Origin of the sequence: Streptococcus mitis, from assembly GCF_023109235.1 — a bacterium.
In the GTDB taxonomy this organism is placed as follows: Bacteria; Bacillota; Bacilli; order Lactobacillales; family Streptococcaceae; genus Streptococcus; species Streptococcus mitis_DA.
In genome coordinates this window covers 1-15,379 of sequence record NZ_JALDUC010000001.1, presented here as the reverse complement: position 1 = coordinate 15,379, position 15,379 = coordinate 1, and the positions used below count along the sequence as shown (strand labels likewise).

The following is a 15,379-nucleotide window of genomic DNA, read 5'->3' as shown; positions in this document are numbered from 1 at the left end:
GACAAAAACTCCTTTTTTTATTTTTAAACTTATAAACAATGTAATGATCTTAACTTCACGCAAGGGAAGTTTGGAAATGAGAAATGTTCTTTCTCAATAAGCACTATTCTTTCACGCCACCGATAGTCAAACCTTTTACAAAGTAGCGTTGGAAGAATGGATACAAAATCGCGATTGGAAGGGTTGCCACCACAACCATGGCCATACGTCCTGTTTCTTTCGGTAGAGCAACTCCCAGTTGACCAGATAGGCCGACTGCTTTTGCGATGTAGTCCATATTTTGTTGGATTTGCATGAGCAAATATTGCAATGGATACAAGTTGTCACTCTTGATGTAAAGAAGGGCGTTGAACCAGTCATTCCAGAAACCAAGAGCTGTCAAGAGCGTGATGGTCGCGATACCTGGTAGTGACAATGGCAAACAGATTTGGAAGAAGATCCGGGCTTCACTGGCACCATCGATACGAGCGGATTCTAGAATGGCTTCTGGAATGGTCTTCTTGAAGAAGGAACGCATCAAGATGATGTTAAATGGTGAGAGAAGCATTGGAACAATCAAGGCCCAAACTGTATCACCAAGTTGAAGTAAACGAGTTACCACGATATAACCCGGTACCAAACCAGCGTTGAACAACATACTAAGAAGGGCAAAAATCGTAAAGAATCTGCGATACTTAAAGGTTGTCCGTGAAATAGCGTAGGCATAAGTTGTTGTGATAAAAACGTTTGTGATCGTCCCCACCACTGTTACAAAGACTGAGATGAAGAGGGCTTGGAGAATTTTATCCTTAAACTGTGCCAAAAACTCAAAACCGTCTAATCCAAATTGGGATGGGAAGAAGCTATATCCATTTTGGAGGATACTCTTTTCATCTGTCACCGAAATAACGATAACGAATACAAAGGGTAGGATACAAGAGAGGGCAACCAAACCAGAAATGGTACTGAAGAAGATATCTGCTTTCTTACTGAAGGAGTGAATGCCGACATTATCAATTTTTTCTTTTTTAATTTTCTTTTCTGCCATATTCTCCTCCTTTCTAGAACAAGGCTGAGTTTGGATCAACTCGTCTTGCAAGTAAGTTTGATAGGATAACCAGAATCAAGCCGACAACTGATTGATAAAGACCTGCCGCTGATGCCATCCCGATATCTGCTGTCTGAGTCAAGCCATTATATACATATACGTCCAAGACATTGGTTACGTTATAGAGCTGACCAGCATTGTGGGGGATTTGGTAGAAAAGACCGAAGTCTGCACGAAAGATATTTCCGACTGCAAGGATGGTCAATACAGTTACCAATGGTGTCAACTGCGGAATGGTTACATTGCGAATTCGTTGCCATTTGCTGGCTCCGTCCACTGTCGCTGCTTCGTAGTAGGTTGGATCAATTCCCATGATTGTCGCATAGTACATGACACTGCTATATCCAAAACCTTTCCAAATACCTAGGAAAAGTAGGAGATATGGCCAGATGCCCAAGTCAGCGTAGAAATTGATTTCCTTCATCCCAATAGATTCTAGGAAATGGTTGAATACCCCTTTATCAATGTTTAGGAAGGCATCTGTAAAGAAACTGATGATAACCCAAGACAAGAAGTAAGGGAACAACATAGAAGTTTGGAAAATCTTAACCATTCTCTTAGAACGGAGTTCACTGAGGATGATGGCAATCCCTACTGATACAATCAAGCCAATGAAGATAAAGCCGAGATTGTAGAGGACAGTATTTCGTGTGATAATAAAGGCGTCTTTTGAACTAAACAAGAATCTGAAATTATCGAGTCCGACCCATTTACTATTCACGATACTATCTATAAAACCATTACTGGTCATGTGGTAGTCTTTAAAGGCAACCACGTTCCCAAATACTGGAATGTAGAAGAATAGAATCAACCAGAGTGCCCCTGGTAAAACCATCAAGAGAAAGATCCAGTTGTCTCTCAAGGTTTTTGAAAACTTATTCATAATTTCCTCCCTTTTTTATTTTGATATCCATCTAAAAATTCCTTTTTAGATTTTTGATAACGATTACATTATTAGTATACTCCTATTTGAAGGTTAGGTTAAACTACTAATTATAGAAAAAACTCCACAAATTATTTTATGTGGAGTACTTTTTTAAGAAAGGGATGTTTCACGAGAAACACTCTGCCCAAGGCACGGTGTTCTTGTTTCTTATGTCGTGTAGATGGTTGAAGCTGTCGCAATGGTATGCCACTGGTTGGCTGTTGTGGCTGCGAAGTCCTTGTCTGCGTAAAAGTCAGTAAATGGCAGAATTTCCACTTCTAACTCGTCGATACTGTCCAGCTGACCTGCCAGATAAGCCTCGATGCGGCTTTCTGCTCGTTTAATGCGTTGCAAGAGTCCTCCCATACGGATGTCAACTGTATCCAAGCCAAAGACCTTGTTTTCCTTCAACCATTGATGGCTAAAGAGGGCATGGAAGTCTTCAATTCGGCTTCTGAGTTCTGGTAATTCTTGTCTGGCAATTTCTTGCAGACTTTCCTTATCATCCGCTTGATAGGCTTGACGAATGCGTCGTCCCACATCCACTTTGCTACTTAAAATCTGGTTCAACTGGGCCTGAGTTTCAAAGAGGTAGGCATAGTTGCCAGCTTTTTCTTTAATGTTAGCAAGCGTCTCAGCTGCCTGAGCGAAGTGGGGCTTGTCTTGTTCAGGTGTCATGTGTCGGTCAAGAATCGGACAGAGAATATCCTGATAAAAGACATAGCGGTTAGGGTTGATGCCACTGAGATTGTCCGGCAAATCTGGCAAGAGGTTGGCTAGGTCAATCTGCATAAAATCTTCAACCGAAAGACCTGTATTGGTCTTGAAGTGAGCAGACAAACGGTCTAGGTCATTGCGGTAGCTGAGTTCTGCCCAGATTTGCAAGCTTGGTAGGACAGCGAATTGGGCAGTTTCCCCACCATTGTCCCCCCAACCCGTCACGATGACTTCTTTGATATCATTGGCGCGACAGGCTTTATTGGCTTCAAGAGCAATGAGACGGCTGAAATGGTTGTTGGGTGTGAAACCAATCCACTTCCAAGCTCCCCCCGCAAAGGCAAGGTCATGACTAATCTTGTGGTGGTTACTAAAGTTACGGTTGTATTTTTCCTCGCTATCCTGATAATAGTCCCAGTAAACCAAGGTCACACGATCTTTGAGACGGTCTAGGTAGACACGCGTTTCCTCTGGAATTTCCACATCACGGTCGTACTGCCCATCTGCTGACATAAGTTTAAAGAACATATCGCTCCACATCTGGCAGTGGAAACCATATTTGTCAGCAATATCCAGCACGCGCTCCAAGTGTTGGCACATAAGGAGACTACGATCCACAACACCGTTCAGAATCAAGTAGCGTCCCAAACCAACCAAGTGGGCTTCGTCCATCCCAATATTGACCTTGCGAGTCTTCAGTTTAGATAGGGTAGCAAACATGCCATCAATCAGGTCATAAACCTTTTCTTCGCCGATAAGAAGAATATCCTCCACATCACGGAGCTCCTGGACTTCTTTGACACCCCATTTGACAAAGGCTGACAAGTGAGCCAAGGTCTGGATACATGGCACAAAGGTCATGTCAAACTGCTGGGCATAGGCTTCGATCTCCTGCAACTCCTCAGCCGAGTAGGCTCCACGGAAATAGCCAAAATAAGGCTGCCCCTCAATCTGGTAGGTGTCTTCCATGTAAAGCTCAAAGGTTGAGTAGCCCATGAGAGCCAAGACCTCAATCATCTGCTTGGCAGAAGCCACATTCAGCACCGCATTTCGAGAACAGTCTGCCATATAAGCCAAATCTTCATAAGCTGCTTGTTCCTCAATCTCTACCTTGTCACCTTCTGCTAGGGATGTTGCCAACAGGGACAAGGCACGATAAAGTTGGTGGGGTTTGCGGTAAGTTAGTTGATAGTGGCCACCCTCACCCTTGATAGAGATAGAGGCTTGGTCAGACTGAGCGACAGCTACCTCTACATCTGGTAGAAAAATGTGTTTTTTTAATACTTCAATAGCTTGCGCTTGTTTGTCACTAATTCCTGTAAATCTTACCATTGGTTTTCCTCCTGTAGCCAGTTGACAAGGGCACCGTAGAGATTGGCATCTGCGTGATAGGTGCAGGCCTGGATAACAGGTGCGACTGTGTATTCTTCGTAGGTATCGACAAAATAATCAACAGCCTTCTTGACACCTTGAATAAAATCTGGATTTTGACTGATAGAGCCTCCCAGGCTGATGACATCTGGATCAATAAGATATTGGATATTGAGCAAGCCTTGCGCCATATTACGATTCATGCGCTCGATAGCTTCTTGACAAAGGGTATTTCCTGCTTCGGCCTCTTGGTAAATCTTGCGACCGTCCCAATCAGTCTGACCAGATTTTTCAATCACGTAGCGTACCATATTCCCAGTTGACGCTAGTTGCGACCAGTTGTTGAGCTTTTCAGCAGGGGCAAGGGTGGTCATGTAGCCAAATTCTCCACCCAGACCGTGGCGACCTCGGTGCAGTCTGCCATTGATCATCATGGCTCCGCCAATCCCTGTCCCAATCACGACACAGGCTGCATTTTCAAGCTCTGGATGAGCTAGTAGTTCACTGAGTCCAACGCAGTTGGCATCATTTTCCAGATGGACAGGAATCTGATAAGAGCTAAGCGCCTCATACCAAGAAAAGCCGTGAATGTAGGGCACCGCACTGAAGCCATCAATCACACCTGTCTCTTGATTGACCGCGCCTGGAACGCTCATAGCAATCCCGCTATAATCCTGCTCTGACAAGCGCTGGTCTAGCCAAGCTAGTAAATCCTCCAAACTTTCAGGCGTTGGAATGCTTGTCTTATCCAATATTTTCCCATCAGGAGTCAGACTGGCAAACTTAATTCCAGTCCCTCCGATATCAATCGTTGCAATAGTCATTGTTTTTACCATAAAAAGGGGCGAATCAGCAGTTAGTTCTTACCTTTTCGCCCCTCCTTTCTTTTTATGTTTACTTTTTGAAATTAAATTTCTTCTTTTTTGATGAATTCTGTACGAATCTCTTGTGGTGAAATGAGGCCTCTATGAACTGGGTATGCTCGTTCCAGTAGGTCCAGGAAGAGATGTTGACTTTCCGGTACACGTACATTTTCACTACACATATTGTAGTAACGAAGAACATAGCCTTCTTCATTTTCAGCTACCTTAAAGGCTGTTGGACAGATTTGCGGTATGCTGAGAACAGAATGGCTCAAGAGGCTACCAGTAGCGGCCACGCTTCCTTCTTGTCTAGCAAGCTGAAGGCTGGAAAACGGTGTCTGCAAGGCTTTAGCTCGACGATAGGCTGAGAAGCGTTCTTGGGCTTGGTGGCATTCAAGCGCAAACTCGACTTCAAACTCACGCAAGCATTGTGCTTCTGGTGTTGGGAAGTAACCCCAGTCACCTAGCTCACCTGATGCACGCAAAATAGTCACTGCAATGGTGTCGTCTCCAAGGATTTCGTATTCATTCAATCCCTTGTTGGATACAGTTACACCCTTTTCATCGTCATACAGACTGACAAAGGCTTGTTGGTGTTGAGGATTTTCAGGATTTTCCCATGAAGCTGCTGGTTTGTTTGGTCGTGTCACCACCTCATAGATGCTTTCAGAATCATTGCTTGGACGCGTGTTATGAGTCTTAACCAAGAGACGGATACGATGATCTTTGGCAGTGTTGGTAAAGCGAGTCTTGCAACGGATTTGTGGATTATCAACGAAGATAGTCATCTCAGTTTCAAGAGGAATGCTTGTCAATTCTTCTGAACGTCCAGCTTCACGCTTCATAAACTCGATGATGCCTTTTTGCTCTTCTTCTAGCTTTTCATCTGCACTGACAGGCACGGTCAATTCATGTTTGAGCAAAATCTTAGCGTAGCGAGCTGTGTTTTCCAAGACCTCGTAGCCCTTAAGCTCTGCATAGATTGGCTCTGTTCCTTTTGGTTGGAAATAGATATACTCGTTTCCGATGTCACCACGGTCTTCGAAGCGGATAAAATCTTCATAGGCTTCGTGAGTTGTCTTGTCATAGACTGTGATGTTGTCATCCACACTTACCGTTACAAATGGCGTATCAATCACTCCGTTTTGGTAAATACCGTCGCGGTGTTCTTGCTCTCCTTCCAGCAATTGGAAGGTTGTCCAAGAGAGAGGTGTTAGATGAACAGGGACTGTCACGCGCACTTGACGAGCAATACGAGCTTGGCGGAACTTGTCTTTTGGTAAATCGTACTCAAAATTAGCCCCAAGGTCTTCGATTTTAGCCTCTACAGGACGCCCATCCAAGTCCTCCACACGATAACTTGGCAAGTTAAGGGCAGCCATCTTCTTGTAACCTTCTGTTGGGTGTAATTCCTTGAAATCACAAGTCGCAACATCAATCACTGTGCTGACAGTATCGACCTTATCATGCAAGCCTGTGTTAATGACAGTAAAGAGATAATCACTTTGAGCCTTAGCTGTAGCGATTTTACCCTTCCACTCGTTAAGAAGATTGGTCTTAACAAAGTTTCCGACTTGGTTGACCTTGGCAAAACGCGTTTCCATCTCGCGATGAACTTCGTCCACGCTACAGCCACAGATGCTATCATGTGGCGCATTTTGTAAAAGAGTTTTCCAAGCATAGGTCAACTGGTCCTTGTGGTTGTGGCCACCAGTGATAATAGTCAGTGGTTCTACAACTTGCTCTAGGAGGTTGCTATTTTCTTGGAAGGCTTGTTTGAGATAAATACGAGATGAAGAAGTGTTGGCAAGCGTGTACCAGCCATCTGTTTCCTGACTGATCAACTCGCCTGTAACCGTTGACAATTGCTCTGGTAGGGCACTTTCAACGGCTTGAACATATTCATCAAAAGAACTGTGTACAAAAGTCACATCTGGGAAGAGTTCATTGGCCACACGAATAGCTTCACTCAGATTTTTCTGTACAGGTTGGTGATCACAGCCGTTCATCATCAACCATTGGTTGGTCGAAGCGTAGTCACGCACATCTGACAATTTTTGTGTCCAGAAGGTCAAGGCCTCGTCTTTATCAACTGGAATTTCATTCCCATTACTGTACCAGTTGGCAAAGAGGATACCGAGGACACGACTTCCGTCCGCACCCTGCCAGTACATTTCTGAAAACTGGGATGTAAACTGCTCATCTTCAAGGACTTGGTTGTCAAATCCAATCGGTTTGACACCACGGCCAAAAGCTGCCACGTGAATGCCTGATTTTTGAAGGATTTGAGGCGCTTGTCCCATATTTCCAAAGGTATCTGGGAAGTAGCCAATCTGGGTTGATTTGCCCCATTTTGCAGCCTCCTGCTGACCGATAAGAGTATTGCGGACATTGGCTTCACTTGAAATTAAGTAGTCATCCTGCAAGATGTAAAAGGGACCAATTTTAAGTTTGCCCTCGTCAATGTAGCGTTGAACCTTGTCACGATTTTCAGGACGAATCTCCAAGTAGTCATCAAGGACAATGGTTTGACCATCCAAGTGGAAACTCTTGAACTCAGGGTCATTTTCAAAGAGATCAAAGAGATTGTCAAACAATTCCACCAACTGCATACGGTGGCTTTCAAAAGGCAAGTACCACTCACGGTCCCAGTGACTATGTGAGATAATATGTACAACAACATTTTCCATGAAGTAAAACCTCATTCTAAATTTAAATTTTAACGTTTTAAATGTAAATTTGTGATTCTTTCCAAGAATCAATTGAGCGAAAGCGAGCTCCTTAGCGGATATCCAAGTAATCCAAGACCAACTCACAGAACATCATGTTAGCCCAAGAGAACCATTCACGAGAGTAGAGAGTTGGGTCGTCCACGTGGAAGCTTTCATGCATAACACCTGTACCCCCATCGCAAGCAACCAGCTGATCCAGCAAGAATTTCTTCTCTGCCTTATCTCTTGTTGTCAAACCTTGGATAGAAAGGGCGATTGGCCAGATATAGCGATAGAAGGTATGAGAACTTCCGAGACCGCTAGCGTATTCTCCCTGATAGAAGTAAGGATTTTCTGGACTCAGAATGGTACGGCGAGTTGCTTGGTAAACTTCATCATCGACTGAACAGTAGCCCAGATAAGGCGCAGCCAACAAACTTGGTACATTTGGATCATCCATAATGCTAGCATTTCCCAAACCGTCTACTTCAAAGGCATAAATCTTTTCGCCCTTGCTGTTGGTTGTGTAGGCGTAGTTTTCAATTCCTTCTTGGATTTCAGACTGGAGACGCTTAGCATCTGTGATAATGCTCGAGCTATCAGCTAGGTCTAATTCTGCAAAGATTTCTTGGACATAACCCAAGACTACTACAGCAAACATATTTGACGGAATCAAGTAACTATACTGACAGCAGTCATCACTCGGACGAAAAGCTGACCAGGTCATGCCTGTTACTGCAAAGTCAGGTCCAAAGCCATCATTTACAAGTGTATCTTCCTTACGGTCCGTATCTCGGACAAAACGATAAGGAGAGTTCTTGTGGTCTTGTTCTACCGTCCACAGATGAAGAATCTCCTTAGTCGCTGCGACAAAAGTCTCATCAAACTGGCTAGTCTCACCAGTCTCTTTCCAGAGGAGATAAGCCAACTGCAACGGATAGCAAAGCGAATCCACCTCATACTTGCGCTCCCAAATCCAGCCATTGAGGTCGGTATGGTCTGTCTCGTGGTGCCCCTTCCAGTTTTCCTCGATGTTGAAGGAATTGGCATAAGGATCCTTGAGTACCAAGGTCATCTGACGTTTGACCAAACCTGAGATGGTCTGACGCAAGAGGGCATCCCTTTTAGCCACATGCAGGTAAGGTCTGAGTTGGGCTGTCGAATCTCGAAGCCACATAGCAGGAATATCCCCAGTCAAGACAAAAGTTGAACCATCTTCTAGGATTTCAACCGTATTGTCCAAGGTGTCGGTGTAGCAACGCTCGAAAACATCCACCCACTCTGGATGGTCCTTAGCCCGCTCTGCCACTTCATCTAGCCATTCTCGAACAATTTCTTTTGAATAAATCATCGTGCAGTATCCTCTTTCAAACAAGTTTCATTTTCAGTATATAGCTTTTGAGACAGAAAATACATACACAAATGATAGTCATTTTTCTACAAAATAGTTATCTTTGAAGCTCCTTTTCTAAAGGCCCTCTTTTTCTGATATAATGTAGAAAAACAGCTAAAGGAAAGACTATGAAACCACTACTTGAAACCATCGATACCCGCTTTGGAACTGCTAGCAAGCATGCCTTCTCTCGGGGAAATACCCTGCCATACACAGGAGTTCCTTTTGGGATGAATTACTTTGTGCCCCAGACCAGTGACCGGGAGGGAGCTTGGTTTTTCGATCCGCATCTGCCTATCTTTCAGGGGATTCGATTAACCCACCAGCCCAGTCCTTGGATTGGGGACTACTCTTGGCTCCTTCTGACACCTGTCACAGGCCATCTAGGTGGAGACTGCGTCTTTCACCGCCAGTCTTCCTATGATATCGAAAAAGCCTCTTTCCAACCTCATTATCTGAAGATTTTCTCCCTGCGCTATCAGATTGAAACCCAGTTCACACCGACTTGCTACGGTGCTTCTATTCGTTTGGAGCAAAAGCAAGGCAAAACCCTCTCCCTCTATCTTCACGCAGCAGATGAGCTGACCGTGGAGCAAGTAGATAAGCGAACTCTTGCCCTGCGACAAGAAGGAAAAACTGAGACCAACAAAAATTCACTGATACTGTTCACTGCCCTGAAAATGAATACGGGTATTCTTGCTGTCAGCCAGGAAGGGAGAGACTGGCGAATTGACTTAGCAAGTAGCCATACTGAAATTCAGCTAGCCACTTCTTTCATCTCTCCTTCTCAAGCACTGCTTAATCTACCTCAAAAGGACTTTGACAGCTGTAAATCAAGTGCACAAGCGAACTGGGAAAATCTCCTCCATCGTTTTGATGTTATAAAGACAGGAGAGGCTGACCGGACCTTCTTTGATCACTGTCTCTACAGACTCTTCCTCTTTCCTCAGACTTTTTATGAGGTTGATGAATCAGGACAAGCCATCCATATGGATCTGGCTACTGGAACTGTCAAGCCTGGTGTCCTCTTCAGCAACAATGGTTTCTGGGATACCTTCCGCACCACCTTCCCCCTCTTTGCTCTTATCATACCAGAACACTACCACCGCTTCTTAGAAGGATTTCTCAATAACTACCGCGATACTGGTTTCCTTCCAAAATGGCTGGCTCCAGATGAACGTGGCATGATGCCAGGTACCCTGCTAGATGGCATTATCGCAGATAGCGCCTGCAAGGACATGGCCCCCGACCTAGAAGAAGAACTCCTCCAAGCCATGCTTGAAACAGCCTGCAAGTCCGACCCTCTCGGCATCAATGGTCGTCACGGATTAGCCCAATACCAAGAACTAGGCTACCTCTCTACCGACCACCACGAAAGCGTCAGCCACACCCTAGACTATGCCTATAGCGACTTTTGTATCGCCAGCTGTGCCGAAAAACTTGGTAAGAATGACATCGCGGAAACTTATAGAACTGCGTCACAAAATTACCGCCATCTATTTGATGCTGAGACAGGTTACATGCGAGCGCGAGACAATCAAGGAAACTTCCGTCCTGACTTCTCTCCCTATAGTTGGGGACGAGACTACGCTGAATGCTCTGCCATCCAAGCGACTTTAGGCGTCCTCCAAGACATCCCAGACTTAATCCAACTTATAGGTGGAAAAGAAGCCTTTAGCAACTATCTTTTGAAAGCCTGTCAAGATGCTCCCCTCTTTGAGACAACAGGCTATGGTTACGAGATTCACGAAATGAGCGAAATGGCTACTGCTCCTTTTGGACAACTCGCTATTTCCAACCAACCAAGCTTCCACATTCCTTATCTCTTCCGTTACAGCAACTACCCTGACTACACTGCCCTTCTCATCAAGACTCTCCGTCAGAAGGCCTTTCACCCAAGTTGGGAAGCCTATCCTGGTGATGAAGACAATGGCAGTCTCTCAGCCTGGTACATTTGGTCGGCTCTCGGATTTTATCCGACCTGTCCAGGCAAACCAAACTATGACCTCGGAATCCCTCTCTTTGACCACCTCCGAGTCTATCTTTCCAAAGAAGATAAATGGTTGGATATCCATGCTGAGCAAAACCACAGCCATTTTAACTTTGTAAAAGAATGCCGACTGGATAAAAACCTAGTATCAACTATTCAACACCAAGACCTCTTGAAAGCTGATCAGCTAACCTTCACCCTTAGCTGGTTGCCAAGTCATCCGTCCACTTCCTGAAATACAAAAATCTCCTAGCAGGCTTTCCTGCTAGGAGATTTTCTTATGAGAGGTACTTGTTTAAGCTTTGAAAATCGGATTTATCATCTGATGTTTATCAAACAATCTACCAATTAAGCTTCTTCGTCTTCTTTACGACGACGGCCTGCAAGACCAAGACCAAGTAATGCACTTGCGGCAGCTGCTACCATAGCTACAGTAGAATCTGCTGTACCTGTATTCGGCAACTCTTTAGCTGCTTTACGCGCGTTTGTTGCTGCTTCTTGGCTAGCATTAGCTGCTGCTTGAGTAGTAGCTGGAGCTACAGCTGGTTTTTGAGCAGCTTGGTCGTTAGCTGGAGTTGCATGATCAGTTGATGAAGCAACTTTCGCCATGAAGTCTTCGATACGTTTAACCATTGCATCCACTTCTGCTTGACTTGCGTCTGCATTAGCAAATACTTTCTTAGCATCTGCTGATAATGCATTCGCTTCTTTTGCAGTTTCTGCATCAAGCTTAGCTGATTCTTTAATGATCAATTCATCTAATTGATGGATAGCACCTTCTAACTTAGCTTTATTCACTTTTGCATCAGTGTTATTAGCTGCGTTATTGCCAGAAGTTCCATTTCCACCATTGTTTGGAGCTGAAGGACGTTGTTTAAAGATATCTTCAGCGGCAATTGCTAAAACTTTACCATCTTTAGTTACAACAGTTGCATTTCCTGCTTTATCGAAAATAACTTCTACCACATCAGCATTTGCTCCTTTAATCTTAACTTTTGCAGCTTCTTTTTCTGCATCTGTTAAGTTATTGAGGTCTGCTACTGTTTCTTTTTCGAAGTCAAGGTTGATGTTATCTCCGCTATTCTTAACTGTTACATCACTTGCTGTTTTCACTAATTGGTCTTTTGCAATTGATACTGTATTTCCATCTAATGTGACTGTTGCGTTCCCTTTATCGTCTACTACTACAGTCGCTCCTGGATTTACTGCTTCAATTGCTTTCTTAACTGCTGCTTTTTCAGCATCTGTTAATTTTTCCTTATCAGCTACTAATGTGCGAATAGCAGGAGTTTTAACAGCTGTATTCTTAGCTGCATCTGCCAAATCATCTGCTGGAATGACTAGGTCTAAAGCTGGAATGTTAAGAACTGTACCATCACCTTTAGCTACTGTTGCATTACCCTTATCATCCACTACTACAGTTGAACCTGGGTTGACTGCTTTAACCTTATCTTCGATCGCTTTCTTCTCTTCTGAAGTTAGAGCATCTGGATTTGCTACTACAGTTTTAGCTGCTGGTGTATTTACATCATTACCTGCATTTTCTTTAGTGATATCATCTTGTGTTTTCACTAAATCAGTTGCTGGAATGACCGCTGTCTTACCTTCCGGAGTTGTAACTGTTGCGTTCCCTTTATCGTCTACTACTACAGTCGCTCCTGGATTTACTGCTTTAACCTTATCTTCGATCGCTTTCTTCTCAGCATCTGTAAGTTTGTCTGGGTTAGCTACTACAGTTTTAGCTGCTGGTGTATTCACATCGTTACCTGCATTTGGTTTAGCTGCGTCTTCTCCTGACTTAGTCAAGTCTGTTGCTGGGATAACAGCTGTCTTACCTGCTGGAGTTGTGACTGTCGCGTTTCCTTTGTCGTCCACTACTACAGTTGAACCTGGGTTGACTGCTTTAACCTTATCTTCGATGGCTTTCTTCTCAGCGTCTGTAAGTTTATCTGGGTTAGCAACTACAGTTTTATCCGCTGGTTTAACGATGTCATCACCTGCGTTTGGTTTAGCTGCGTCTACTTCTGACTTAGTCAAGTCTGTTGCTGGAATTACCGCTGTCTTACCTTCTGGAGTTGTAACTGTTGCATTGCCTTTATCGTCCACTACTACAGTTGAACCTGGGTTGACTGCTTTAACCTTATCTTCAATCGCTTTCTTCTCAGCGTCTGTAAGTTTATCTGGGTTAGCTACTACAGTTTTGTCCGCTGGTTTAACGATGTCATCACCTGCGTTTGGTTTAGCTGCGTCTTCTCCTGACTTAGTCAAGTCTGACGCTGGAATTACCGCTGTCTTACCTGCTGGAGTTGTAACTGTCGCGTTTCCTTTATCGTCCACTACTACAGTTGAACCTGGGTTGACTGCTTTAACCTTATCTTCAATCGCTTTCTTCTCAGCATCTGTAAGTTTGTCTGGGTTAGCTACTACAGTTTTGTCCGCTGGTTTAACAATGTCATCACCTGCGTTTGGTTTAGCTGCATCTGCTGCTGACTTAGTCAAGTCTGACGCTGGAATTACTGCTGTCTTACCTTCTGGAGTTGTAACTGTCGCATTGCCTTTATCGTCCACTACTACAGTTGAACCTGGGTTGACTGCTTTAACCTTATCTTCGATCGCTTTCTTCTCAGCGTCTGTAAGTTTGTCTGGGTTAGCTACTACAGTTTTGTCCGCTGGTTTAACGATATCATTGCCTGCGTTTGGTTTAGCTGCGTCTGCTGCTGACTTAGTCAAGTCTGACGCTGGGATAACAGCTGTCTTACCTTCCGGAGTTGTAACTGTCGCGTTTCCTTTATCGTCCACTACTACAGTTGAACCTGGGTTGACTGCTTTAACTTTATCTTCGATTGCTTTCTTCTCTTCTGGAGTTAAGTTAGCTGGATCTTTAACTGCTGTCTTATCTGCTGGTTTAACGATGTCGTTACCTGCATTTGGTTTAGTTGCAGCTTCTGGATCTTTCGTCAAGTCTGTTGCTGGAATTACGGCTGTCTTACCTTCTGGGGTTGTAACTGTCGCATTTCCTTTATCATCTACAACTACTGTTGCATCTGGGTTTACAGCTTTAACTTTATCTTCGATCGCTTTCTTCTCAGCGTCTGTAAGTTTGTCTGGGTTAGCTACTACAGTTTTGTCCGCTGGTTTAACAATGTCATCACCTGCGTTTGGTTTAGCTGCATCTGCTGCTGACTTAGTCAAGTCTGACGCTGGGATAACAGCTGTCTTACCTTCCGGAGTTGTAACTGTCGCGTTTCCTTTATCGTCCACTACTACAGTTGAACCTGGGTTGACTGCTTTAACTTTATCTTCGATTGCTTTCTTCTCTTCTGGAGTGAGAGCATCTGGATTTGCGACTACTGTCTTATCCGCTGGTTTAACGATGTCATCACCTGCGTTTGGTTTAGCTGCGTCTGCTGCTGACTTAGTCAAGTCTGACGCTGGGATAACCGCTGTCTTACCTCCTGGAGTTGTAACTGTCGCATTGCCTTTATCGTCCACTACTACAGTTGAACCTGGGTTGACTGCTTTAACCTTATCTTCAATGGCTTTCTTCTCAGAGTCTGTAAGTTTGTCTGGGTTAGCAACTACAGTTTTGTCCGCTGGTTTAACGATGTCATCACCTGCATTTGGTTTAGCTGCGTCTGCTGCTGACTTAGTCAAGTCTGACGCTGGGATAACCGCTGTCTTACCTTCTGGCGTTGTGACTGTGGCATTACCTTTATCGTCCACTACTACAGTTGAACCTGGATTTACTGCTTTAACCTTATCTTCGATCGCTTTCTTCTCAGCGTCTGTAAGTTTGTCTGGGTTAGCAACTACAGTTTTGTCCGCTGGTTTAACGATGTCGTTGCCTGCGTTTGGTTTAGTTGCGTCTTCTGGTGATTTAACTAAGTCTGTCGCTGGAATGACCGCTGTCTTACCTGCTGGTGTTGTAACTGTCGCGTTTCCTTTATCGTCTACGACTACAGTTGAACCTGGGTTGACTGCTTTAACTTTATCTTCGATCGCTTTCTTCTCAGCATCTGTAAGTTTGTCTGGGTTAGCTACTACAGTTTTGTCCGCTGGTTTAACGATATCATTGCCTGCGTTTGGTTTAGCTGCATCCGCTGCTGATTTTGTTAAGTCAGAAGCTGGAATTACTGCTGTCTTACCTTCTGGAGTTGTAACTGTCGCGTTTCCTTTGTCATCTACAACTACTGTCGCATCTGGGTTAACGGCTTTAACCTTATCTTCAATCGCTTTCTTCTCAGCATCTGTAAGTTTGTCTGGGTTAGCTACTACAGTTTTGTCCGCTGGTTTAACGATATCATTGCCTGCGTTTGGTTTAG

Annotated in this window: 8 protein-coding genes; 1 reads left to right on the top strand and 7 read right to left on the bottom strand. The window is 44.3% G+C overall.

From position 1 onward, the window contains the following. Positions 1-103: 103 nt before the first annotated feature. From M1F55_RS00040 to M1F55_RS00015, 6 genes are all read right to left on the bottom strand, one after another. A complete protein-coding gene (locus tag M1F55_RS00040) occupies positions 104-1,027 on the bottom strand; it encodes a carbohydrate ABC transporter permease (protein ID WP_000818353.1) in 924 nt (307 codons plus the stop codon). Between the two features lie 13 nt (positions 1,028-1,040). Then, positions 1,041-1,970 carry an ABC transporter permease gene (locus tag M1F55_RS00035; protein WP_001032152.1) on the bottom strand — a complete coding sequence of 310 codons (930 nt, stop codon included), beginning with the start codon at positions 1,968-1,970 and terminating at the stop codon, positions 1,041-1,043. Between the two features lie 210 nt (positions 1,971-2,180). Then, a complete protein-coding gene (locus M1F55_RS00030; RefSeq protein WP_247947033.1) occupies positions 2,181-4,061 on the bottom strand; it encodes a beta-N-acetylhexosaminidase in 1,881 nt (626 codons plus the stop codon). Then, complete coding sequence (locus M1F55_RS00025) at positions 4,055-4,924, bottom strand: ROK family protein (protein ID WP_247947032.1); 870 nt, start codon at positions 4,922-4,924, stop codon at positions 4,055-4,057. The genes M1F55_RS00030 and M1F55_RS00025 overlap by 7 nt, the downstream gene beginning before the upstream one ends. An 83-nt stretch (positions 4,925-5,007) precedes the next feature. After that, positions 5,008-7,653 (bottom strand): alpha-mannosidase, encoded by a 2,646-nt coding sequence (locus M1F55_RS00020; RefSeq protein WP_049541364.1) that lies wholly within the window; start codon positions 7,651-7,653, stop codon positions 5,008-5,010. Between the two features lie 91 nt (positions 7,654-7,744). Next, entirely contained in the window at positions 7,745-9,025 is a 1,281-nt protein-coding gene (locus M1F55_RS00015) for a glycoside hydrolase family 125 protein (RefSeq protein ID WP_247947031.1), read from the bottom strand. Between the two features lie 170 nt (positions 9,026-9,195). Here M1F55_RS00015 and M1F55_RS00010 point away from each other — a divergent pair, with 170 nt between their 5' ends. Further along, complete coding sequence (locus M1F55_RS00010; RefSeq protein WP_247947030.1) at positions 9,196-11,292, top strand: GH92 family glycosyl hydrolase; 2,097 nt, start codon at positions 9,196-9,198, stop codon at positions 11,290-11,292. Between the two features lie 113 nt (positions 11,293-11,405). On the opposite strand, the gene M1F55_RS00005 is transcribed toward M1F55_RS00010, so the two are convergent. Next, positions 11,406-15,379: MiiA motif-containing surface protein (locus M1F55_RS00005; protein WP_247947029.1), on the bottom strand; the 3,974-nt coding region annotated here is incomplete at its 5' end.

Excerpts from the sequence above, each read along its gene's own strand:
- M1F55_RS00040 (WP_000818353.1), bottom strand. The coding sequence starts at position 1,027 with ATGGCAGAAAAGAAAATTAAAAAAGAAAAAATTGATAATGTCGGCATT.
- M1F55_RS00035 (WP_001032152.1), bottom strand. The coding sequence starts at position 1,970 with ATGAATAAGTTTTCAAAAACCTTGAGAGACAACTGGATCTTTCTCTTG.
- M1F55_RS00030 (WP_247947033.1), bottom strand. The coding sequence starts at position 4,061 with ATGGTAAGATTTACAGGAATTAGTGACAAACAAGCGCAAGCTATTGAA.
- M1F55_RS00025 (WP_247947032.1), bottom strand. The coding sequence starts at position 4,924 with ATGACTATTGCAACGATTGATATCGGAGGGACTGGAATTAAGTTTGCC.
- M1F55_RS00020 (WP_049541364.1), bottom strand. The coding sequence starts at position 7,653 with ATGGAAAATGTTGTTGTACATATTATCTCACATAGTCACTGGGACCGT.
- M1F55_RS00015 (WP_247947031.1), bottom strand. The coding sequence starts at position 9,025 with ATGATTTATTCAAAAGAAATTGTTCGAGAATGGCTAGATGAAGTGGCA.
- M1F55_RS00010 (WP_247947030.1), top strand. The coding sequence starts at position 9,196 with ATGAAACCACTACTTGAAACCATCGATACCCGCTTTGGAACTGCTAGC.